The following is a 22086-nucleotide window of genomic DNA, read 5'->3' as shown; positions in this document are numbered from 1 at the left end:
GGGGCCGGTAAACACGCAGACGGGGGGCGGCCGAACGTCAGAGAATATGGGTTAAAACGACGTTTCCGGCCAAGAACCGCATGATTTTGAGCCGTAATGAGTTTTCGTCTGAAAGCTGCCCTGGTTGCAGCCTTTGCCCTGTCCGCCGCCGCTGCGGTCACGGCTTCCGATATGTCGATCGCCGGTGAGTCGGTCGCTTCGGTTACCTCTCTTCCGCAGGCTTTCCCTGCCACAGCTTCGACCGGCACCCAGTCTGCCGTCGTTTTTTCCGCGCCGCACGAAGTTGCGCAGCCGCTGGATTCGGCCAACAAGGCCAACGCATTTTCCACCGATACCGACGCGCAGGCCACCAGCCTCGCTGCTCTGGTCGACGCCCAAGGCGCACCCGAGGAGCTGGACGGCGACATGAAGTGCCTCGCCGGTGCGGTTTATTTCGAATCCAAGGGCGAAAGCCTGGAAGGCCAGCTGGCCGTCGCGCGCGTGATCATCAATCGCGCCAAGTCCGGCCGGTTTGCCGACAGCCTGTGCGGCGTCGTGTACCAGCCCAGCCAGTTCAGCTTCGTGCGCGGTGGCGGCATGCCCCCGGTCCGCACCGAAAGCCGCAGCTGGCGCGAAGCCGTCGCCATCGCCCAGATCGCGGCGAACGACAGCTGGGACAGCCGCGCGGAAGGCGCGCTCTTCTTCCACGCCCGCCGCGTTTCGCCGGGCTGGGGCAAGGCCCGTCTGGCGTCGATCGACAATCATATTTTCTATCGTTGAAGATAAAGCGCGCGGCGCGCGCCTTATCGCGCTGGCGAAACTTTCAGGCCGGTTCGGTTCATCCGAATCGGCCTTTTCATTTGTTCCTGTCCTGTTCTAAGGTGCGGCCATGAGTAGCGCCCCGATTGACCCCTGTTCCCCCCTGACCGACGGCACCGCACTGGCGGTGGCGCGGGGGACTTTGCGGCTGTTTTTCCGCCATGACATGAGCGGAATCCTGGAAGTGCCGCTGCCCAACGGGCGCCGGGCGGACATCATGGCGATCGACGGGGCCGGGCGGCTGACCATCGTAGAGATCAAGTGCAGCAAGGCCGATCTGCTGGGCGACATGAAGTGGCCCGACTATTTCGACTATTGCGACCGCTATTATTGGGCGGTGCCGGCCGGGTTCGACCTGACCCTGTTCGACAGCGAGGCGCTGTGGCCGACGCGGACGGGCCTGATCGTCGCCGACCAATATGATGCCGAACTGGTGCGCCCTGCCCCGGTCGAGCCGCTGGCGGCGGCAAGGCGCAAGGCGGAGACGCTGCGCTTCGCCCGGCGTGCCGCACGACGGTTGACGGCATTGAGCGACCCGGACCATGCTGCGGAGATCGGCTGGTAGGGCCAGCTACAGGCAGCGGGAAACGGGATGCGATCCCATCTGGAATTTCGATCCGGGGCGTTATGTGATCCGCCCGGCACGGCACTGCGCGGCGAATTGCTGGCGCGGCAACTGGTGATCGGCCTGCCCGCGCAGGGCTATCGCATAAAGAAGGCGGTGGCCGAGGATTGGGGCTGGTGCGTGGCGGTGGACAATCCCGGCTTTGCGCTCTGGATCGGTTGCGGCGCGCTGGCGGCCTATGATGACGGACATCTGTGTTTCATCCACCCGTCGAAACCGCGCGTGTGGAGCTGGCTGGGCCGGGTCGATGCCAGCGAGACGGTGGAGCGGCTGGCGAGCGCGCTGGAAAGCTGCATCCTGCGCAGCGGCGTCGCTCATCATCTGCGCTGGTGGAGCGAGGATGAGGTGAAGGCAGGGCGCTAAATTGTATGAGCCAGCGACTAATTTAGGGAGCTGGCTATGCCCTTTTTAATAATCGTCATGCTGAACTTGTTTCAGCATCCATTTCTCCCCTTAGACGAACGGTGCGTGGAGGCTCGATGAATCCTGAAACAAGTTTAGGATGACGTTGCTTATATATGGATATTGCGCGCTATTCTGACCCTAAAAACTGGGGATATGAAAGGCTCAGAACACCGGACCCTGAACCGGACCCTTGGGCGCGGCGGTGGTTTTGGCGGCGTCCAGCGCTTCGGTCAGGCCGGGGGTGCGACCGTCGCGTTCGGCATAGTCGCGGGCGGACATGCCGGCGATGGTGTCGCGCTTGTCGGGGCTGGCGCCTTGCGCCACCAGCAGGCGGACGATGCCGATATCGCGCAGCTGCACCGCGCGGATCAGCGGGGTTTCACCGCTGCCATTCACCTTGTCGACCTGTGCCTTGTAGCTGAGCAGCGTGCGCACGCCTTCCTCGAACCGGCCCTGCACCGCATCCATCAGCGGGGTATTGCCGTCATTGTCGGTCAGGTTGGGGTTGGCGCCCTTCGACAGCAGGAAGCTCAGCCAGGTGGCGTCGCGCCGGGCGACGATGAAGTGCAGCGCATTTTCGCCGGTGGACACATCGCGGCTGTTGATGACGGTGGAGCCGGGCTTCTGGATCAGGTCGGTGACCTTCTGCCCATCCTTGTCCTTCACCGCCTTCAGAAAATTATAATTATCCGAAAACTGGGCCTGCGCCGGTGCGGGCGTCAGCAGCGCCATGGAGATCAACCCCAGGAAAGCGGAAAGGATCTTGCTCTTCATTATACGCCCCGTTGCATTGCAAATCATGTCCTAGCAGGGCATGGCTGGCCATGCCATGAACAAAGACGCCGCCATCGCCGCCCTGCCTTATCTGGCGCTTCCCTTCCTTGCCCTGCTGGCTGCCTGCAATATGGGGGCTGGCGGTAACGCATCAAGCGGGGAGAGCGAACAGGGCGAATTGATCGGCGCGCGGATCGGTGCGCCCTTCACCCTGACCAATCAGGACGGCAAGCCGACCAGTTGGGACCAGTTCAAGGGCCAGTATCGGCTGGTCTATTTCGGCTATACCTATTGCCCGGACGTCTGCCCGGTCGACCTGCAACGGATCATGCAGGCTTTCGCCAAGTTCGAGAAGGCCAGGCCGGCGCTGGCCGCCAAGGTGCAGCCGATGCTGATCAGCGTCGATCCGGAGCGGGATACGCCGGCGGTGCTCAAAACCTATGTCGCCGCCTTCCACCCGCGCCTCATCGGTCTGACCGGCACGAAAGAACAGATCGCGAAGGTGGCCAAGGATTTCGTGGTGATCTATAATCCCGAAAAGGGCACGGAAAAGGCGGGCGCGACGACCGACTATCTGGTCAGCCACAGCCGCACGCCCTATCTGTTCGATGGTGACGGCAAGCCGGTGGCGCTGGTGCCGGTGGATGATCCCGCGACGGCGGATGTGGACGAAGGCGCGCCCGACAAGGTGCTCGCCTTTCTTGAAAAATGGATCAAGTGACGCACTTCTGGGAAAAGCCCCTCGACAAGCTCGACAAGGCCGAATGGGAAGCGCTGTGCGACGGCTGCGGCAAATGCTGTCTGCACAAGGCGCAGGATGAGGATACGGGGCGTATCTATCCGACCAATATCGCCTGTCGCCTGCTCGACCGGCACAGCGGGCAATGCAGCAATTACAAGGATCGGCGCAAATTCGTGCCCGATTGCGTGCGGCTGACCCCGGCCAAGGTGCGGCAGATCGCATGGCTGCCACGCACCTGCGCCTATCGGCTGCGCGGCGAAGGGCTGCCCCTGCCCGACTGGCATTATCTGGTCTGCGGCGACCGGGAGGCGGTGCATCGCGCCGGCCAGTCGGTGCGCGGCTGGACCGTGGGTGAGGCCGATGCCGGCGACTGGGAAAATCATCTTGTCGACCGCGAAGTCTGAGGTTGGGAAGGCTGAAGCGGACGCCGCGATCCTGATCGACGGCGTGGCCATGCGGGTGCTGGTGCGCCGGTCGGCACGGGCGCGGGCCTACAGGTTGACCATCGACAGCGCGCGCGGGGCGCTGCGCCTGTCGCTGCCGGCGCGGGCGAATTTGAAGAAGGCGCTGGGCTGGGCGCAGGATCATGAAGGCTGGGTGCGCGCGCAGATGGCGAAGCAGCCGGCGATCACCGTGCTGGAGCATGGTGCGACCTTTCCGCTGGAGGGGCGCGACGTCCTGATTCACTGGGTTGAAGGCGCGACACGGACGATCAGGCTGGAGGGCGACCGGTTGCTGCTGGGCGGCGCGGCGGAATCGGTGGGCGCGCGGGTGCAGCGCTGGCTGGTGGCGCGCGCGCGGGCGGTGCTGGAGACGGAGAGTCACGCCATGGCGCTGGATCATGGGCTGATCGTCGCGTCGGTGGGCGTGGGCGATACGCGCAGCCGCTGGGGTAGTTGCGCGTCGTCCGGCGCGATCCGCTATAGCTGGCGGCTGATTCTGGCCCCGCCGGAGGTGCGCCGGGCAACGGTGGCGCATGAACTGGCCCATCTGCTGCATATGGATCATAGCCCGGCTTTCCATGCGGCGCATAAGCGCATCTATGGCGCCGATCCCCGACCGGCGCGCGAATGGCTGCGTGCGCATGGGGCGGGGTTGCACCGCTACCGGGCCTGATTCTGATGGCGCGATCGAAGAGACGCTATCTGATTGCGACCATGCCGGACGGCTATGTGAAGCGGATCGGGCCGACGGCGGACCCGCTGACCCATTATTGGCGGATCGTGGCTGTGCTGGAAAATGGCAAGACCGAGGTGTTCTGGGGCCATACGCGCTCGCTGGCGGAAGCGAAGAAGCTCAAAGGCCCGGCGGCGGACGGCGCGAAGATGCGCGGCTGGAAAAATTATGTCTTCGAGATAGCGGAGCTGGTGGAAGAGCCGGTTTGAGATCCATCCCGTTCGGACTGAGCCTGTCGAAGCCCTGCCCTTCCTTCTAACGCGGGCACGAAAGAGCGGCCCTTCGACAGGCTCAGGGCGAACGGATGTTGTGGATCAGGCGCGATGCGGCCAGGCGCCCGATGCGTCGCCGGGGCAGTCATGGTCGGCGCCCTGCCGATAGGGCAGCCCGCAGTCCTTGCAGGTGGCATAGTCGCCGACCTTGAGGCCATGGCCCACCGCCACCCGCTCGTCGAAGACATAGCAGTCGCCCTGCCAGCGGCTTTCGGCTTCCGGCATTTCCTCCAGATAGCGCAGGATGCCGCCCTTGAGGTGATAGACATCGTCGAAGCCGCGCGCTTTCACCAGCGCGGTGGATTTTTCGCAGCGGATGCCGCCGGTGCAGAACATCGCGATCTTCGGGGTCCGGCCCTGCGCCTTGAGATCGGCGGCGAAAGTGTCGAACCAGTCGGGAAATTCGCGGAAGGAGCGGGTTTCCGGGTCGATCGCGCGCTCGAACGTGCCGACCGCCACCTCATAGGCGTTGCGCGTGTCGATGACGACCGTGTCGGGATCGGCGATCAGCGCGTTCCAGTCGGCCGGATCGAGATGCGTGCCGGCCTGATTGGCGGGGTCGAGATCGCCCACGCCCAGCGTCACGATTTCCGCCTTCACCTTCACCTTCATCCGGGCGAAGGGCGCGCCGTGCGCATGGGAATATTTGACGTCCATGGCGGCGCAGCCCGGCAGGGTGCGTAAGTGGGCGATCAGCGTGGCGATGGCTTCGGCACTGCCCGCGACCGTGCCGTTGATCCCCTCCCCCGCCAATATCAGCGTGCCGCATGTTTCCAGATCCGCGCACCGCACGCGCAGCTCGGCGGCGATCGACGCCGGGTCGGCGAAGCGGGTGAAGCAATAGAGGGCGGCGACGGTGTAGCTGGACATGGCGCGCCTATAGGGCTTTGCGCCGCCTCTTGAAAGCCGGGGCAGACAGGCGCATAGGCGGGGCATGGTTCCCCTTTCGTTCGCAGGTCAGGCCTTCATGGCACTACCCGAGGCCGCGCTGTACTGGCCGGCGCAGCGGGCCTTGCTGGTCGCGGACCTGCATTTCGAGAAGGCGAGCTGGTATGCGCGCTTTGGCCAGTTCCTGCCCCCACATGACAGTCAGGCGACGCTGGACGTGATCGAGGCGCTGGTGGAACGCACCGGCGCGCAGGCGGTCTGGTCGCTGGGGGACAGCTTTCATGACGCCGATGGGGCCGCCCGGCTGGACCCGCTGGCGCGCGAAAGACTATTTTCCCTTACGGAAAGGCTGGACTGGATCTGGATTACCGGCAATCATGACGCTGCTGTCGCGCATATGCCGGGGGGACGCCGGGTGGCTGAGGCGCAGGTCGAGGGGATATGGTTGCGGCATGAGGCGGAGGCGGATGATCCGCGCCCCGAAATTTCCGGCCATTTCCATCCTAAGCTGCGCCTGTCGCTCCGGGGCCGGCATGTGTCGCGACGCTGTTTCGTGGGATCGGCCACCAAGCTGATCCTGCCTGCGCTGGGGGCGCTGACGGGAGGTCTGGATGCGGGCCATGGGGAGATTCGCCGGGCGGTCGGGCCGGGTGCGGCTGCGTTGGTGCCGGTCGCGGACAGATTGCTGCGCTTTCCCTTATCGTAACCTTCCGTTACGGAATTGCGCCTACCCTATGTTGCTATCCGGCAACATGAGTCAGGCCCCTCGTCCCGCAGCTGCGGAAAAAGCGCAGAAAAGCGGGCGAGTCTTGCCATGTCCTTGCTGTGACAGCATAATCACCATCATCCCGACGCGGCGAAAAGCGGTGCGGGCCAGGAGAGGATCGACATCATGACAGACAAGAGTCCCTTGCTGACGACCGTGGGTGCGTTGGCGCTGTGCATGTTTGCCCCTGCCGCTCTGGCGCAGGACGCGGCCGCGCCGCAACTGGTTGCGGACGATAATGGCGCAAATATCATCGTGACGGCCACACGCCGGGCCAGCCCCCTGTCGGATGTGCCGATCGCCGTATCGGCGGTGGGCGCACAGGCGATGCAGAATAGCGGCGCGAGCGACATCCGCACGCTGAACCAGCTGGCGCCGTCGCTGCTGGTGTCGTCCACCGGCTCCGAAGCCAATGCGTCGGCCCGTATTCGCGGCATCGGCACGGTCGGCGACAATCCGGGCCTCGAAAGCTCGGTCGCGGTCTTCATCGACGGCGTCTACCGCTCGCGCACCGGCGCGGGCCTCAACGAACTGGGCGAGATCGAGCGGGTCGAGGTGCTGCGCGGGCCGCAGGGGACTTTGTTCGGCCGCAATGCCTCGGCCGGCCTCATCAACATCATCAGCAAGGCGCCGGAGCAGACCTTCCATGCCAAGGGTGAGGTCACCTATGGCAACTATGATTATTGGCGCCTGTCGGGCCGCGTTACCGGGCCGATCGCCGATGGTATCGCATTGTCACTCGATGGCGTGTGGAGCAAGCGCGACGGCTTCTACAAGCTGGTCGACGGCACGGGCAACACAGTTGGCGACACTAATGACCGCGACCGCTATTTCCTGCGCGGGCAGGCGTTGATCGAGCCGAACGATGCGCTCTCCATCCGGCTGATCGGCGATTATACCAATCGCGACGAAAGCTGCTGTGGCGCGGCCTATATCGAGGCGCGCGAGCGGCGGCGGGCGGCGGGCGGCGGCTATACCGACGCGCCCTTCAACCGCATCGCCGCGATTCTGGCGGGCCAGGGCAGCGTGATCCCGGCCGATCCCTATGACCGCGAACTGCATGTCACGCCGGGCCGCGACTATGTCAGCAAGCTCAGGGACTGGGGCGTGTCGGGCGAGATCAACTATGATTTCGGCGGCGCCAAGCTGACCAGCATCACCGCCTATCGCGACTATAAATCCCGCGACTATGGCGATTATGATTATAATGCCGCCGACCTGCTCTATCGCGATCCCAACACCTATCGCCAGTTCAAGACCTTCACGCAGGAATTGCGGTTGCAGGGGTCGGCCTTCAACGACAAGCTCGACTGGCTGGTCGGCGGCTATTACGCCAATGAGCGGCTGACCTTGCAGGATAATATCCGCTTTGGTGCGGATTATGGCCGGTTCGCCGCCTGCCGCCTGATGGCCGGTGCGGGCGCGACGAGCAACTTCACGGCACAACAGCTGGCGGCCTGCGGTAGCGGCCTTGCCACCCAACCGCTCATCACCGGAACGCAGGCGAACCTCAATGCCGGGTTGACCGCCGCGCTGATCGCGCGAGGCGTGCCAGCCCCGATCGCGGCGGCGCAGGCCGGGGCGATTTCCACGGGTCTGGGCAATGGCCTGCGCGCGCTGGCGGCGATCCCGGAAGGGACCGGCGACGTCGCCTCCCTCTATCGGCAGAAGAGCGAGAATTGGGCGCTCTTCACCCATAATATCGTTCACATCACCAACCGGCTCGATCTGACTCTGGGCCTGCGCTACACCCATGAAAGCAAGCGTTTCTCCGCCGATTTCAACAATAATAATGCGACCTGCGCGGCGTTGCAGGCGTCTGGCCTGCCCGGCATCGCCACCAATCCGGCACTGGGCAGCGCGGCGACGCTGGCTGGCGGTATCCTGACTCTGGGGTGCCTGGGCAATGGATCGACCGGCCTCAACGCGCTCGACCTCAACGACAAGATCAGCGACGGGGAATTCACCGGTACGGCGGTGCTATCCTGGAAGCCGATCGACGAATTGCTGCTCTATGGCAGCTATTCCAAGGGCTATAAGGCGGGCGGCTATAATCTGGATCGGTTCCAGTTGGGATCGACCGGCCTCAACGCTATTCCGGCGGTCTTCTCGCCGCGGACCAATGCGGACGTGGCCAGCCTGCGCTTCGCCGCGGAAAAGGTCGACAGCTTCGAAATCGGTCTGAAATATGTGCAGCCGAAATGGAGCGTGAACGTCGCTGCCTTCCGGCAGGAGTTCAAGAATTTCCAGCTGAACACATTCAACGGCACCAGCTTCGTCGTACAGAATATCAATGGCTGCGACAGCGCCCTGAGCGCGGCGCGGACCTGCGACAGCGGCGATGTCGGGCCGGGCCTGATCAGCCAGGGCATCGAACTGGAAGCCAGCGTCAGTCCGGCGCGCAATTTCCGCGTGTCCGGCGGCGCAACCTATGCCCGCGCCAAATTCGCCAACCGGCTGGTCGGCAGCGGCGATGGCAGCGTACCGCTCGATCCGGCGCTGTTCCTGCTACCCGGATCGATCAACAGCAATGCACCGCAGATGGTGACGACCGCCAGCATGGCCTGGACGCCCGATATCGGATCATCGGGCCTGTCGGCGCTCTTCTATGTCGACGGGCGCATGACCAGCGACTTCAATACCGGGTCCGACCTGTTCCCGGAGAAGAATCAGGACGGCTTTGCCGTGGTGAATGCCCGCGTCGGTATCCGTGGGCCGGACCAGCGCTGGTCGGTGGAATTTTGGGGCCAGAATATCTTCAACCAGAATTACACCCAGGTCGCCTTCTCCAGCCCGCTCCAGTCGAGCAGCCCCGGCACGTCCACCACCGGCCAGTTCGCGGCCGGCGCGCCGATGGCGAACCAGCTCATCTCCGCCTATCTGGCGGAACCGCGCACGTACGGAATTACTTTGCGCGGGAGTTTCTAAGCATCCCTCTCCCGCTCGCCGGTATGGGGCGAGCGGGAGACGGCCTTTCGCCAAAAAGGGCGGTGCCGACGCGAATGTCGGTCGCGCCCAGCATGATGGCGGTTTCATAATCGCCCGACATGCCCATCGACAGGCGCGGGAGGCCTTCCTCTCGCGCCATTTTTGCGAGCAGGGCGAAGAAGGGTGCGGCCTCGATATCGGCGGGGGGCACGCACATCAGGCCGGGCACCGGAATATCGGCATCGCGCGCGGCGGCGATCAGTGCGGGGGTGTCGGCTATGGAACAGCCGCCCTTCTGCTCCTCCGCGCCGATATTCACCTGAATGAAGCAGGGTACGCGCTTGCCCGCCGCATCCATCGCTTTGGCGAGCGCGGTCAGCAGCGAGGGGCGATCGAGGCTGTGGATGACGTCGAACAGGGCGACGGCGTCGGCCGCCTTGTTGGATTGCAGCTGGCCGACCAGATGCAGCTCCACGCCGGAAAATTCCTCGCGCAGCGCTGGCCATTTCTCCTGCGCCTCCTGCACCCGGTTTTCGCCGAACACGCGCTGCCCGGCATGGAGCAACGGGCGGATGGCATCGGCATCATGGGTCTTGGACACGGCGATCAGGTTTATGGCGTCGCCGCTGCGGTCGGTCAGGCGCGCGGCGCGGCCGATCTGCTCGCGCAGGGTGGCGAGGCGTTCGGCGGCGTCGATGAGGCTGTCTGTGGTCATGCGGGCTGCTATAGGCGAGGGCCATGTCGCACCGCCACCGCAAAAAACTGCCAGACCTGTGGCTGATGACCGACGAACGGATCGATGATGCAGCGTTGCTGGCGGCTGCGGCGCGCCTGCCCAAGGGGCAAGCCGGCATCGTGTTTCGCCACTATCGCACGGCACCGCCGGTGCGCCGGGCTTTGTTCGACGCGTTGCGGGCGATCGCGCGACGGCGGCGGTTGCTGTTGCTGGTGGCGAGCGATGCGCGGCTGGCGGTGGCGTGGCGGGCGGACGGCGTGCATGGCGACGGTCGACGGATGGCGCGGCCGCTGTTGCGGAGCCGAGCGGTCCATGATCGACAGCAGGCGCTAACGGCACGAGAGGCCGATATCTGCTTCGTCTCCCCCCTCTTCCCGACCCGGTCGCACGTTGGCGCGGGAGCGTTGGGCCGCGTCCGATTTGCGGCGCTGGCGCGGCAAGTGGAGCCACCGGTTATGGCATTGGGTGGTGTGAAGGTTGCGCATCGACGGATGCTGGCCGGCATCGGCGCTGATGGCTGGGCGGCGATCGACGGATTATCCTGTTGAGCTACCGCCGTTCGGTTCGAGCCTGTCGAGAACAGGGTGCATGCTTCTCGACAGGCTCGCGAACTAAACGGACGTAGGACGTCAGTTCCAGTCCACCCGCGTCCACCCCCGCGCGGCTGCCAGCTTCGCCAGCGGTTTATGCGGATTGCTGGCAAAGGGGATATCGGCGAACTCCAGCATCGGCGCGTCCGACACATGGTCGGAATAGGCACGGATATGCGCCTGAGTCCGGTCGATCGCTTCGGCCGCCATCCAGGCTTTGATCATGCGCAGCTTACCGGTGTCGTAGCAATTTTCGCCGGCGATCTTCGCACGAACATAGCGCAGATCCTGTGACAGATGATCCGTCGCAATCACCGCGTCGAAGCCTAGCCGCCGTGCGATCGGCTCGACATAGAGGCGGTAGGAGGCGGTGGCGAGCACCAGCCGATAGCCGTCCGCCCGGTCCTGCGCGATCTGCGCCATCGCGCCGGCGCGCAGGTTGGTGGCTACGACCTTGTCGGCATAGCTTTCGATATGCGGCATCAGTTTCGCGCGCTCGACATTATAGCCGATCATCAGCGCCTGATTGAGTTCCTTGAGGCGCTGGCGGCTGATCAGTTTCAGCACATAGGCCAGCATCAACAGGATGACGCAGGGGAAAAGCACCAGTCGCCATGGCGCCATGTGCCACGCCACATGGATCAGGAAGCCGGTATAGGTGCCGCTGAACGTCACCGTGCGGTCCATGTCGTAGATGGCCAGCCTGTATGTCGTCATGCCGTTTCCGAAACTTTTCTGTCCGCCCTTCGTTCTGGCTTGCGGATGGGCCGTTTCGGCTTGCCGTGCAACCGATAATGGACCAGTAATCCCATCGCATGAACAAAGCCGCCGATCTTGCCGAGGAAAATCGCGACGGCAGCAATGTGGTTCGACTTTCCGGATCGCTTGCCATCGCCTGTCTGGGCGACCTGCCCGACCGGCTGGATGCCGTGCAGAGACCGGTGTCCGCCATCGACCTGTCGCAGGTCGATCATATGGACACGATCGGTGCCTGGACCATCCACCGGGCCGTCAAACGCCTGAACTGTGAGATTAGCGGGGCCAGCGAGGATGCCGGCCGCCTGATCCATGCCGTGGGCGAACTGGACGAGCCGGTGTCGATCCGGCCCGACCATGTTCATCCGCTGCGTCGCGTCGTCGGCCAGATCGGCGAGGCGGTCTGCGCGTCGGGTGCGACGCTGATGGGGCTGCTTGGCTTCTTCGGCGCCACCCTAGTCGCGACATGGAGCGTCATCCGCCACCCCCATCGGTTCCGTCTTAATGCCGTGGTACAGCGGTTCGAGGTGGTTGGCGTGTCGGCGCTGGGCATTATCGGCCTGATGAGTTTCCTGATCGGCATCGTCATTGCGCAGCAAGGCTCCGTCCAGTTGCGCCAGTTCGGCATGGAGATGCTGACGATCAATCTGGTCGGCCGCCTCACCTTCCGCGAACTGGGCGTGCTGATGACCGCGATCATGGTCGCGGGCCGCTCCGGCTCCGCCTTCGCCGCGCAATTGGGCACGATGAAGCTGACCGAGGAGGTCGACGCCATGCGCACGATCGGCGTGTCGCCGATGGAGGCGCTGGTGCTGCCCCGCACGCTGGCGGTGGTGGTCATGATGCCGTTGCTGGGTTTCTACGCATCGGTGATGGCGGTGATTGGCGGCGGGTTCCTCTGCGCGGTCGCGCTGGAAATTCCGCCCATCACCTTCGTCCAGCGACTGCGCGAAGTGGTGCCGATCACCGACCTGTGGGTGGGCCTGATCAAGGCGCCGGTCTTCGGCATCATCATCGCCCTGTCGGGCTGTTTCCAAGGCATGCAGGTCAAGGGCAATGCCGAGGAAGTCGGCTTGCGGACCACGGCTGCCGTGGTGCAGGCGATCTTCCTGGTCATCGTCATCGACGCTTTCTTCGCGGTCTTCTTCACCTGGGTAGGGTGGAACTGATGAGCGAGGAAGAGATCATCCAGGCCGAGGAACGGCGCGTCGACGAAGCCGTCGAACGCGGCGACATCGCCATTTCGGTGCGTGGGCTGCGCAACAGTTTCGGCGATCAGGTCATCCATGAAGGCCTGGACCTGCACGTGCGCAAGGGCGAGATATTGGGCGTGGTCGGCGGGTCCGGCACCGGCAAGTCTGTGCTGATGCGCACGATCATCGGCCTTCAGACGCCTGATGAAGGCGAGATTCAGGTCTTCGGCGAATCCATGGTCGGCCGGTCGGATGACGAAGCGCTGGCGATCCGCAAGCGCTGGGGCGTGCTGTTTCAGGGCGGTGCGCTCTTTTCGACCCTGACCGTGGCCGAGAATGTTGAAGTGCCGATCCGGGAATATTATCCCAATATCGGTTCACAACTGCGCGATGAGATCGCGGCCTACAAGATTCGCATGACCGGGTTGCCGACCGAGGCCGGCCCCAAATATCCGTCCGAACTGTCGGGCGGCATGAAGAAGCGCGCGGGTCTGGCCCGTGCCTTGGCACTGGACCCGGACCTGTTGTTTCTCGACGAACCGACGGCCGGCCTCGACCCGATCGGCGCGGCGGCGTTCGATGAGATGACGCGCAAGTTGCAGCAGACGCTGGGGCTGACCGTCTTCCTGATCACCCATGATCTCGATACGCTCTATTCCATCTGTGACAGGGTGGCGGTGCTGGCGGACAAAAAAGTGACGGCGGTCGGCACGATCGACGAATTGCTGGCAACCGATCACCCCTGGATTCAGGAATATTTCAATGGTCCGCGTGGCCGGGCCGCCACGGCGGCGGTGTCGCGCGAAAAGGACCGGGAACAGAAGAAGCAGGCGGCTGATGGCCCGCCGGACGGAAGGCGATAGGATATGGAAACCCGCTCCAACCATGTGCTGGTGGGCGCAGTCACGCTGTTGCTGCTGGCCGCGATCATGGCCGCCGCCTTCTGGTTCTCGCGCCTGTCGGATGGCGAGAACAAGGAATATGACATCTTCTTCAAACAGTCGGTCAACGGCCTGGCGAAGGGGTCGAGCGTCAATTATTCCGGCGTCCCGTCGGGCAAGGTCGAGAAGATCGAATTGTGGAAGCGTGATCCCAGCTTCGTGAAGGTCCGCATTTCGGTGAAGGACGGCACGCCGGTGTTGCAGGGTACGACCGCGACCATCGCGGGCGTAGGCTTTACCGGCGTCAGCGAAGTGGTGCTGGACGGCGCGGTCAAGGGCGCCCCGCCAATCGCCTGCCCCGCCGACAATGTGCTGGCCGCCTGCCCCGATGGCGTGCCGGTGATTCCGACCAAGCCGGGTGCGCTGGGCGAACTGCTCAACAACGCGCCGCAGTTGCTGGAGCGGCTGTCGACCCTGACCGAGCGACTGACCGAATTGCTGAACGACAAGAATCAGCAGTCGATCGCCGGCATATTGGCCAATGTGGAGAAGGTGTCGGGCGCTCTGGCCGATCGCAGCCCCGAAATCGCCGCCACGCTGGCCGAAGCGCGGATCGCGGTGCAGCGGACCGGTGTCGCCGTCGAGCAGATCGGCAAGCTGGCCGCAACCACCGACACGATGCTCAACGAGGAAGGCCGGCCGCTGATGGGCGACCTGCGCAAGAGCGTGCAGGCGGCGACCCGCAGCATCGAGACGCTGGACAAGACCATCGGTGAGGCACAGCCGGGCGTGAAGCAGTTCAGCACCCAGACCATGCCGGAGGTCAACCAGCTGGTGCATGACCTGCGCGAAATGTCACGCTCCTTCCGCGGTGTCGCGGAAAAGCTGGACCAGCAGGGCGCCGGATCGCTGGTCGGATCGCCCAAGCTGCCGGATTACAAGAATTGAGAGAGGTGCGGACCATGTTCCATGTGAAACATAAGGGTGCGCTGGCCGCACTGACCGCTGGCCTGCTGCTGTCGGGCTGCGTTTCTATCGGCGCCAAGCCGCCGGCACAGCTGCTGACGCTCGACGCCGTGCAGAAGGTGCCGGCTGGTGCCGGGCGCGTGGCGGGCGGTGGACGCACGCTGATCGTGGCCGATCCCGATGCGCCCAAGATGCTGGATACGGTGCGCGTGCCGGTGCAATTGGGGCCGACCAGCGTGGCCTATGTAACCAAGGTGCAATGGGCCGATACGCCGCGTCACCTGTTCCGCCGGCTGCTGGCGGAGACGATCACCGCGACCACCGACCGGGTGGTGCTGGATGCCGGGCAGTTTTCCGGCGACGGCGGGCAGCGGTTGGGCGGCGAACTGGTTGCTTTCACCGTGGACGAGGCGAGCCATAGCGCGATCGTCACCTATGATGCGGTGCTGACCACCCCCAATGGCGTGGCGCTCGCCCGCCAGCGCTTCACCGCCAGCGCGCCGGTGAGCGGCAAGATCGAATCTACCACCGTGGGTGCGCCGCTTAATGCCGCGGCTAACAAGGTGGCGGCGGACGTCGCGGCCTGGGCCGCAGCGGTCAAGGATTGATCAAAAAGGCCGGTCGCTTTCGATGAAGCGACCGGCCTTTTTCCTTTATTCCAGGCTCTTCCCCGCTTGCTCTGTCACGTCCTTGGACAGGCCGGGCTGGGCGAGGATGCGTTGCAGTTCCGCGCGCATGAGCGCAGCGCGGCTGTCTTCGAAGCGTTTCCAGCGGCCGAGCGGCGGCACCAGCTTCGCGGCGGTCTGCGGATTCAGCTTGTCGAGTGCGATAATGCAGTCGGCCAGCAGGCGATAACCCTTGCCCGATACATGGTGGAACGCCCATTGATTGGCCGCGAAGGCGCCGAACAGCGACCGCACCCGGTTGGGATTGGCCAGGGTGAAATCCTTATGCTCGCCCAGTTGCGCGACCAGTTCGACGGTGTCCGGATAGAAGGCGAAGGCCTGCGTCTGGAACCACTTGTCGAGCGTCAGGGCATCGTCCCGATAGCGATTGTAGAAGATATCGAGCGCGGCTTCGCGTTCCGCGCTGGTGCCATTGGCGAGCGTACCGAGTGCCGCCTGCCGTTCGGTCATATTGTCGGCCGCGTCGAACTGGTCGAAGGCGATGGCCGGGCCATCACTCACGCCAGACGCCACCAGATAATGGAGCGCCACATTGCGCAGCTTGCGCGCGCCCTTGGCGGAGGGTGACAGGGCAAAGGCATTGGCCTTCGTCCTGGCATGGATGTCGCGCCAGAGCGGCTCCAGTTCCGCGCCGATCTTCTGTTGCAGGGCATCGCGTGCGGCGTGGATCGCGTCGGGATCGACGACGCGCATCTGGTCGCCCAGATAGGCTTCGCTCGGCAGGCGGATGGCCTCGGCAATGAAGGCGGGGTCGAGCGCGGCATCGGTGATGGTATTGCGCACGGCCTCGATGACCGGTGCGTCATCCACCGCTTGCCCGGCGATACGGCCGACCAGCACATTGACCATCAACTGCTGCATCGCCTCATAGCGGGTGAAAGGATCATCGTCATGCGCCGACAGGAAGGCGAGATCGGCCTGGCTGCGGTTGGTTTCCACGATCACCGGCGCAGAGAAGCCGCGGTTGATCGACAAAATCGGTGCGCTGGGGAAGCCGGGGAAAGTGAAGCTCTGCTTGGCGTCCGTCAGCATCAGCAGTTCGTCGCCGCCATGCGTACCGGTTGCGGGATCGAACAAAGCGGTGCGCAGCGGGATTGCCATCACCTGCTTGTCGCTCTGGCCCGGTGTCGGTGGGACGCTCTGCTCCAGCATCAGTTCTACGCTCTGGCTGACGGGATCATGGCTGAGGAGCGCGCGGACATGGGGCGTGCCGGCCTGTGCATACCAGCGGCGGAACTGGCTGAGGTCGATGGCCCCGCCCTCCTCCATCGCCAGCACGAAATCCTCGCAGGTTGCGGCCTCGCCATCATGGCGATCGAAATAGAGGTCGGTGCCGGCACGGAACCGCTCTGGTCCCATCATCTGCGCCATCATCCGGATCAGTTCGGCGCCCTTGTTATAGATGGTCGCCGTGTAGAAGTTGCTGATTTCCATATAGGATTCTGGCCGCACCGGATGCGCCAGCGGCCCGCTATCCTCCTGAAACTGTCCAGCGCGCAGGATACGGACATCCTCGATCCGCTTGACCGCATGGCTGCCCATGTCGGCGGAGAAATTCTGGTCGCGGAAAACGGTGAAGCCTTCCTTCAGGCTCAGCTGGAACCAGTCGCGGCACGTGACACGATTACCCGACCAGTTGTGGAAATATTCATGCGCCACCACCCCTTCGACGCCGTCATAGTCGATGTCGGTCGCGGTTTCAGGGTCGGCCAATATGTAGCGCGAATTGAAGATGTTGAGGCCCTTATTCTCCATCGCACCGAAATTGAAGTCGGCGACGGCGACGATGTTGAACACGTCCAGATCATATTCGCGGCCATAGACGCGCTCGTCCCAGGCCATGCTGTTCTTGAGCGCTTCCATCGCATGCGCGGTCCGGGGTACATCGGCTTCCCTGACCCAGATACCGAGCGCGACTTCGCGCCCGCTCATCGTCACGAAGCGGTCGGCGTTGCAGGACAGGTCGCCGGCGACCAGCGCGAACAGATAGCAGGGCTTGGGGAAAGGGTCGTTCCAGCGGGCCCAGTGACGGCCGTCGGGCAGGTCGCCCTGTTCGGTCGGATCGCCATTGGCGAGCAGCACCGGAAAGCGTGCCTTGTCTGCCTCCATGCGGACGCTGTAGCGTGACAGCACATCGGGTCGGTCGGGAAAGAAGGTGATGCGGCGGAAGCCCTCCGCCTCGCATTGGGTGCAGAGCAGGCCGCCACTGGCATAAAGGCCCATCAGCTTGCTGTTGCCCTCCGGTGCGAGCTCCACCAGCGTTTCGACCTTATGGGCGGTATCGGGTAGCGCGATGATGAGCGCGCCGGCCTCCAGATGCCATTCCTCCTGTGTCAGCTGGCGCCCATCGACGCAGACCGCCAGCGGGACGATGCCGTCGCCATCCAGCCGCAGCGGCCGGTCATGATCGCCATTGCGCGTGACAGAGAGAGCCGTGCGAACGATCGTGCGCGCAGGATCAAGATCGAAGTCGAGCGCGATATCGGGGACCAGCCAGTCCGGCGGACGATAGTCCTGCCGGCGAATGACGGTGGGCGCTGCGGCGGTGGTGGAAAGCATGTCGGCCATGCCCCCAAGCTAGGGAGCGAGGGGGCAAAAGGCCAGTGGTAGTTGCGGCAGAGCGGCCATGGGCATCGTCATTGCTGCGCTGCATGCGCAATGGCGATGCCCATATTCAGATGCGCTCGCCCGACAGGCGCTGGCACAGCATGTCCAACTGGTCGAGATTGGAATAGCGCAGCGACAGATGACCACCGGCCGATCCGCCTTCATGGGCGATCTCGACCTTAAGGCCCAATATGTCGGCCAGATGCTGCTCCAATGCGGCGATGTCCGGATCTTTGTCACTGATAGGACTGGTGCTGCCGCTGCGCTTCGCCGCGGGCGCTTCCACGCCAGTCTTGACGCGCCGAACCATCTGTTCGGTGTCGCGGACCGACAGGCCCTTTTCCTCGATCTGGCGCGCCAGCTTTTCGGAATCGGGCAGGCCGATCAGGGCGCGTGCATGGCCCATGCTGATCCGGCTTTCCATCACCTGTTGCTGCACCGTCTTGGGCAGTTCCAGCAGGCGCATCAGATTGGCCACATGGCTGCGTGATTTGCCGACGATCCGGCCCAGTGCTTCCTGGCTGTGATGAAATTCGGCGATCAGCTTACGATAGGCTTCCGCTTCTTCGATCGGATTCAGATCTTCGCGCTGGATATTTTCGATCAGCGCGATTTCGAGCGTTTCCTGCTCGTCAAAATCACGGACGATCGCGGGGATGCGATGCAATTGCGCCCGCTGTGACGCGCGCCAGCGGCGTTCGCCGGCGATGATCTGGAACCCGCCGCCATGGGGACGCACGATGATCGGCTGGATCACGCCGCGCTTGGCGATACTGTCGGCCAGTTCCTGCAACGCGCCTTCGTCGAAATGGCGGCGCGGCTGCTCCGGGTGCGGCTGGATCAGCGCGACCTCGATGCTCTGCACGGCCTTGCCATTGGCAGGCGGATTGGTGGCGGCAACCGGTTCTTCGCGGGTGGCATCACCCAGCAGGGCGGACAGGCCCCGGCCCAGGCCATGGGGACGCTTGGCAGTCTTGGGCTTGTCAGTCGTTTCGTCGCTCAAGCGGCAACCTCCTGTCGGGGCAGGCGTGCGATCAGTTCACGCGCCAGACGCATATAGGCTTCCGATCCCGAGCAGCGGAAGTCGTAGATAAGGGCGGGCACGCCATGGCTGGGTGCTTCGGACAGGCGCACATTGCGGGGAATGACGGTCGAGAAGACAAGGTCGCCCAGACACGCCCGGACATCGTCCGCCACCTGATCGGTCAGGCGGTTACGGCGATCATACATGGTCAGCGCCACGCCCATGATCGACAGGCCGGGGTTGAACCGGCCACGTATGCGTTCGACCGTCTGGAGCAATTGAGACAGCCCCTCCAGCGCGAAAAATTCGCATTGCAGCGGGACGAGCAGCGATTGCGCGGCAACCATGGCGTTGATCGTCAACAGGCCGAGCGAGGGCGGGCAGTCGATCAGGCAAATGTCCCAGCGACCCGGCTGCGCTTCATCCAGCACGCGCGCGAGCCGGTGGGTGCGCTCTTCATATTCGATCAGTTCGATTTCCGCGCCCGATAGATCCTGTGTCGCCGGGACGAGGTCGAGCTTGGGCACGCGGGTGGTGACGATCGTGTCGTCCAGCGCGCAATTGCCGACCAGCAGGTCATAGCTGGACTGGGCGCGTTCGGCCTGCCCAATACCCAGACCCGTCGACGCATTGCCCTGTGGATCGAGATCGACCAGCAGCACCCGAAGCCCGGTAGCGGCCAGACCGGTCGCAAGATTGATCGCGGTCGTGGTCTTGCCCACCCCACCCTTCTGGTTGGCGATGGCGATACGGATCATGGGCGACCTTTCTTCTTGCCAGCGGGTGTGAGGCCCCGAGCGATGATCAGGGCGCTATCGGCGTCCGTTACACTCGGTTCCACGTGAAACACACCTTGCCATGCCGGACGCGCCGCCTCCAGTTCATTTTGCGCATTTCGCCCTTTTGGCAGCACCCAGACGGTCTTTTTATCGGACAGGTGCAGCGCCGACGCGAGCAGCTTGGGCAAGGGCGCATAGGCACGCGCGCTGATGACGGCCGCTTTGGTCGCCGGCACTGTCTCGACCCGCCCGCCGAAGATGCGGGCGTTGCCGAGGCCGAGATCGGTGATGACGTCGTTGAGAAAGTCGATCCGCTTGCGGCGGGATTCGACCATCATCAAGGGGCGATCGACCAGACAGGCGATGACGATGCCGGGCAGGCCGGCGCCCGATCCCAGGTCGATCCAGTCGCGTCCGTCATCATCACCCGCATGGTTCAGCAATTGCGCCGAATCCACGATATGTCGCATCCAGATATGGGCTTTGGTCGACTCTGCGATCAGATTCTGCTCGTCGGAGGCCGACAGCAGGATCGCGACATAGCGTTCCAGCAGATCCCATGTTTCACGTGAAACATCGAACTGCGCCTGCAACCAGCCCCGCGCTTCGTCCTCGGTCACGCCGCCACCCGGCGGACATGGACAAGGATAGCGGCCAGCGCCGCAGGGGTTATGCCGCGAATGCGGCTGGCGGCAGCCAGCGTATCCGGGCGGGCGGCATTCAGTCGCTCGATCATTTCGGTGGAAAGACCCCCAATGGTCTGAAAATCAAAATCGGCAGGAATGATGACCCGTTCGTTACGGCGCAATTCGGCGATCTCCGCATCCTGCCGCTGGAGATAGGGCGCATAATGGGCGTCCTCCAATATTTCGTCGCGCAGGTCGGTGGGTGCGTCGCGCAGCGTCGGGGCGAGATCGCAAATCAGGGCCCGATCGACCTCGGGGAAGCGCGCCCATTCGAACAGGCTGCGGCGCGCGCCATCCTGTCGCACGGCGGCACCCGCGCGCGCCATTTCGCTGGCGGTCATCGGCTTGTCTAATTCTGCGTCAATCTGCACGCGCAACGCCTGCCGCTCGGTCAGTCGCGCGGCGCGATCCAGACCGATCACGCCATGCGCAAGACCGATCGGCCCCAGCCGCGTCTCGGCATTGTCGGCGCGCAGGCGCAGGCGATATTCGGCGCGAGCGGTCAGCATGCGATAGGGTTCGGTCACGCCCTGAAGAACGAGATCGTCGATCATCACGCCGATGTAGGAACTGGCGCGGTCGAGGATCAGCGGCGCCTCATTACGGGCGCGGGCAGCGGCATTGATGCCGGCGATCAAGCCCTGCGCGGCAGCTTCCTCATAGCCGGTGGTACCGTTGATCTGGCCGGCGCAGAACAGGCCGGGCAGTTGACGCACCTCCAGCGTGGAATCGAGCGCGCGCGGATCGACATGGTCATATTCGACGGCATAGCCGGGCACGGCAATCTCGACCTGCGCCAAGCCGGGCATGGAGCGTACCATGGCAAGCTGCACATCGGTCGGCAGCGACGTGCTGATACCGTTGGGGTAGACGAGCGGATCGTCCAGCCCTTCCGGCTCCAGGAAAATCTGATGCCCGTCGCGATCGCCAAAGCGTAGCACCTTGTCCTCGATCGACGGGCAATAACGCGGCCCCCGCCCCTCGATCGCACCGCTGAACAGAGGCGAGCGGCCAAGGCCGTCGCGGATGATAGCATGGGTCGCATCATTGGTGCGGGTGATGGCGCAATCAAGCTGTGGCAGGATGCGGCCGGCGGAGAGTGGCGACATGGTCCAGCCCTCCCCGTCCGATGGTTGGGTTTCGAGTGCAGCCCAGTCGATCGTGCGCCCGTCGAGGCGCGGCGGCGTGCCGGTCTTGAGCCGGGCGATCGGCAAGCCGAGGTCACGTAACTGGATACCCAGCGCGCTGGCGGCGCGCTCACCGATCCGGCCACCGGTTTCGCGCTCGTCGCCGCGGAAAAGCTTGCCGCCAAGGAAGGTGCCGGTCGCCAGCACAATGGCCGGCGCTTGCAGCGTGCGGCCATCGGCCAGCCCGATGCCGATAATTTCGCCCTTCTCGACCAGCAGATGATCCGCTTCGCCCTCGACAATTTCCAGTCCGGCTTGCGCGTCGAGCATCTGGTGGATGGCGGCGCGGTAGCGTTTGCGATCCGCCTGCACGCGCGGCCCCTGCACGGCGGCGCCCTTGCTGCTGTTGAGCATGCGATAATGGATGGCGGCGGCATCGGCGGCGCGCGCGATCAGTCCGTCCAGCGCATCGGCCTCGCGGACCAGATGGCCCTTGCCCAGTCCGCCAATCGCGGGATTGCAGGACATGGCGCCAACCGTTTCGCGGGCAAAGGTCAGCAAGGCTACCGACGCACCCTTGCGTGCTGCTGCCGCTGCTGCCTCGCAGCCGGCATGGCCGCCACCGACCACGATCACATCATAGCTTGTTCGCATGCGGCGCCCTTACCAGAAAGGAGGGGG

General features: G+C 64.3%; 23 protein-coding genes. 14 read left to right on the top strand and 9 right to left on the bottom strand.

Features of this window, described 5'->3' with window-relative positions; genetic code table 11:
• Positions 1-96 precede the first annotated feature (96 nt).
• The 3 genes from RQH62_RS17475 to RQH62_RS17465 all read left to right on the top strand — a co-directional run bounded on the left by RQH62_RS17475 (position 97) and on the right by RQH62_RS17465 (position 1786).
• A complete protein-coding gene (locus tag RQH62_RS17475) occupies positions 97-759 on the top strand; it encodes a cell wall hydrolase (RefSeq protein ID WP_311270002.1) in 663 nt (220 codons plus the stop codon).
• A gap of 109 nt (positions 760-868) precedes the next feature.
• Entirely contained in the window at positions 869-1363 is a 495-nt protein-coding gene (locus tag RQH62_RS17470) for an MmcB family DNA repair protein (protein WP_311270001.1), read from the top strand.
• Between the two features lie 27 nt (positions 1364-1390).
• Positions 1391-1786, top strand: a complete 396-nt coding sequence (locus RQH62_RS17465) for a hypothetical protein (RefSeq protein WP_311270000.1) — start codon at positions 1391-1393, stop codon at positions 1784-1786.
• A 204-nt stretch (positions 1787-1990) separates the two neighbouring features.
• Here the strand turns inward: RQH62_RS17465 and RQH62_RS17460 are convergent, their stop codons facing one another.
• Complete coding sequence (locus RQH62_RS17460) at positions 1991-2602, bottom strand: ankyrin repeat domain-containing protein (protein WP_311269999.1); 612 nt, start codon at positions 2600-2602, stop codon at positions 1991-1993.
• 40 nt (positions 2603-2642) lie between these two features.
• On the opposite strand from RQH62_RS17460, the gene RQH62_RS17455 reads away from it, so the two are divergent.
• From RQH62_RS17455 to RQH62_RS17440, 4 genes are read left to right on the top strand one after another with little or no spacing between them, the layout of a single operon-like run.
• The gene (locus RQH62_RS17455; protein WP_311269998.1) at positions 2643-3323 is read left to right on the top strand and encodes an SCO family protein; all 681 of its coding nucleotides are present in this window, start codon (positions 2643-2645) and stop codon (positions 3321-3323) included.
• Positions 3311-3748, top strand: coding sequence for a YcgN family cysteine cluster protein (locus RQH62_RS17450; protein ID WP_311269997.1), 438 nt, complete (start codon positions 3311-3313; stop codon positions 3746-3748). The genes RQH62_RS17455 and RQH62_RS17450 overlap by 13 nt, the downstream gene beginning before the upstream one ends.
• Positions 3705-4460, top strand: a complete 756-nt coding sequence (locus RQH62_RS17445) for a SprT family zinc-dependent metalloprotease (protein ID WP_311270053.1) — start codon at positions 3705-3707, stop codon at positions 4458-4460. The genes RQH62_RS17450 and RQH62_RS17445 overlap by 44 nt, the downstream gene beginning before the upstream one ends.
• 5 nt (positions 4461-4465) lie before the next feature.
• On the top strand, positions 4466-4729 hold the full coding sequence (locus tag RQH62_RS17440; protein ID WP_311269996.1) for a hypothetical protein: 264 nt from the start codon (positions 4466-4468) through the stop codon (positions 4727-4729).
• Between the two features lie 105 nt (positions 4730-4834).
• On the opposite strand, the gene RQH62_RS17435 is transcribed toward RQH62_RS17440, so the two are convergent.
• A complete protein-coding gene (locus RQH62_RS17435; protein ID WP_311269995.1) occupies positions 4835-5662 on the bottom strand; it encodes a rhodanese-related sulfurtransferase in 828 nt (275 codons plus the stop codon).
• Positions 5663-5726: 64 nt separating this feature from the next.
• On the opposite strand from RQH62_RS17435, the gene pdeM reads away from it, so the two are divergent.
• Together pdeM and RQH62_RS17425 are read left to right on the top strand one after the other, a co-directional pair.
• Complete coding sequence (gene pdeM, locus RQH62_RS17430; RefSeq protein WP_311269994.1) at positions 5727-6386, top strand: ligase-associated DNA damage response endonuclease PdeM; 660 nt, start codon at positions 5727-5729, stop codon at positions 6384-6386.
• Positions 6387-6572: 186 nt separating this feature from the next.
• On the top strand, positions 6573-9374 hold the full coding sequence (locus tag RQH62_RS17425; RefSeq protein WP_311269993.1) for a TonB-dependent receptor domain-containing protein: 2802 nt from the start codon (positions 6573-6575) through the stop codon (positions 9372-9374).
• Here the strand turns inward: RQH62_RS17425 and RQH62_RS17420 are convergent.
• Positions 9352-10089, bottom strand: a complete 738-nt coding sequence (locus RQH62_RS17420; RefSeq protein WP_311269992.1) for a YggS family pyridoxal phosphate-dependent enzyme — start codon at positions 10087-10089, stop codon at positions 9352-9354. The two genes, RQH62_RS17425 and RQH62_RS17420, sit on opposite strands and share 23 nt — an antisense overlap.
• Before the next feature lie 23 nt (positions 10090-10112).
• Between RQH62_RS17420 and RQH62_RS17415 the strand changes: the two genes are divergently transcribed.
• Positions 10113-10658, top strand: a complete 546-nt coding sequence (locus tag RQH62_RS17415; RefSeq protein WP_311269991.1) for a thiamine phosphate synthase — start codon at positions 10113-10115, stop codon at positions 10656-10658.
• 81 nt (positions 10659-10739) lie between these two features.
• On the opposite strand, the gene RQH62_RS17410 is transcribed toward RQH62_RS17415, so the two are convergent.
• Positions 10740-11417: an HAD-IB family hydrolase gene (locus RQH62_RS17410; protein ID WP_311269990.1), complete on the bottom strand. Its 678-nt coding sequence runs from the start codon at positions 11415-11417 to the stop codon at positions 10740-10742.
• Between the two features lie 98 nt (positions 11418-11515).
• Between RQH62_RS17410 and RQH62_RS17405 the strand changes: the two genes are divergently transcribed.
• From RQH62_RS17405 to RQH62_RS17390, 4 genes are read left to right on the top strand one after another with little or no spacing between them, the layout of a single operon-like run.
• Positions 11516-12625: an ABC transporter permease gene (locus RQH62_RS17405; RefSeq protein ID WP_311269989.1), complete on the top strand. Its 1110-nt coding sequence runs from the start codon at positions 11516-11518 to the stop codon at positions 12623-12625.
• The gene (locus RQH62_RS17400) at positions 12625-13512 is read left to right on the top strand and encodes an ABC transporter ATP-binding protein (RefSeq protein ID WP_311269988.1); all 888 of its coding nucleotides are present in this window, start codon (positions 12625-12627) and stop codon (positions 13510-13512) included. The genes RQH62_RS17405 and RQH62_RS17400 overlap by 1 nt, the downstream gene beginning before the upstream one ends.
• A gap of 3 nt (positions 13513-13515) precedes the next feature.
• Positions 13516-14478 carry an MlaD family protein gene (locus tag RQH62_RS17395; protein WP_311269987.1) on the top strand — a complete coding sequence of 321 codons (963 nt, stop codon included), beginning with the start codon at positions 13516-13518 and terminating at the stop codon, positions 14476-14478.
• 14 nt (positions 14479-14492) lie between these two features.
• Positions 14493-15104, top strand: coding sequence for an ABC-type transport auxiliary lipoprotein family protein (locus RQH62_RS17390; RefSeq protein ID WP_311270052.1), 612 nt, complete (start codon positions 14493-14495; stop codon positions 15102-15104).
• 45 nt (positions 15105-15149) lie between these two features.
• On the opposite strand, the gene pepN is transcribed toward RQH62_RS17390, so the two are convergent.
• From pepN to mnmG, 5 genes are all read right to left on the bottom strand, one after another.
• Positions 15150-17750 carry an aminopeptidase N gene (gene pepN, locus RQH62_RS17385; RefSeq protein ID WP_311269986.1) on the bottom strand — a complete coding sequence of 867 codons (2601 nt, stop codon included), beginning with the start codon at positions 17748-17750 and terminating at the stop codon, positions 15150-15152.
• 106 nt (positions 17751-17856) lie between these two features.
• Complete coding sequence (locus RQH62_RS17380; protein WP_311269985.1) at positions 17857-18792, bottom strand: ParB/RepB/Spo0J family partition protein; 936 nt, start codon at positions 18790-18792, stop codon at positions 17857-17859.
• Complete coding sequence (locus tag RQH62_RS17375) at positions 18789-19571, bottom strand: ParA family protein (RefSeq protein ID WP_184268483.1); 783 nt, start codon at positions 19569-19571, stop codon at positions 18789-18791. The genes RQH62_RS17380 and RQH62_RS17375 overlap by 4 nt, the downstream gene beginning before the upstream one ends.
• Positions 19568-20212 carry a 16S rRNA (guanine(527)-N(7))-methyltransferase RsmG gene (gene rsmG, locus RQH62_RS17370; RefSeq protein WP_311269984.1) on the bottom strand — a complete coding sequence of 215 codons (645 nt, stop codon included), beginning with the start codon at positions 20210-20212 and terminating at the stop codon, positions 19568-19570. Before rsmG ends, RQH62_RS17375 begins: the two co-directional genes overlap by 4 nt.
• Complete coding sequence (gene mnmG / locus RQH62_RS17365) at positions 20209-22059, bottom strand: tRNA uridine-5-carboxymethylaminomethyl(34) synthesis enzyme MnmG (RefSeq protein WP_311269983.1); 1851 nt, start codon at positions 22057-22059, stop codon at positions 20209-20211. Before mnmG ends, rsmG begins: the two co-directional genes overlap by 4 nt.
• Positions 22060-22086: the final 27 nt, after the last annotated feature.

Source organism: Sphingobium sp. WCS2017Hpa-17 (assembly GCF_031843765.1).
GTDB lineage: Bacteria > Pseudomonadota > Alphaproteobacteria > Sphingomonadales > Sphingomonadaceae > Sphingobium.
Note: the sequence above shows the minus strand (reverse complement) of the source record. Positions and strands in the feature narration are given on the sequence as shown.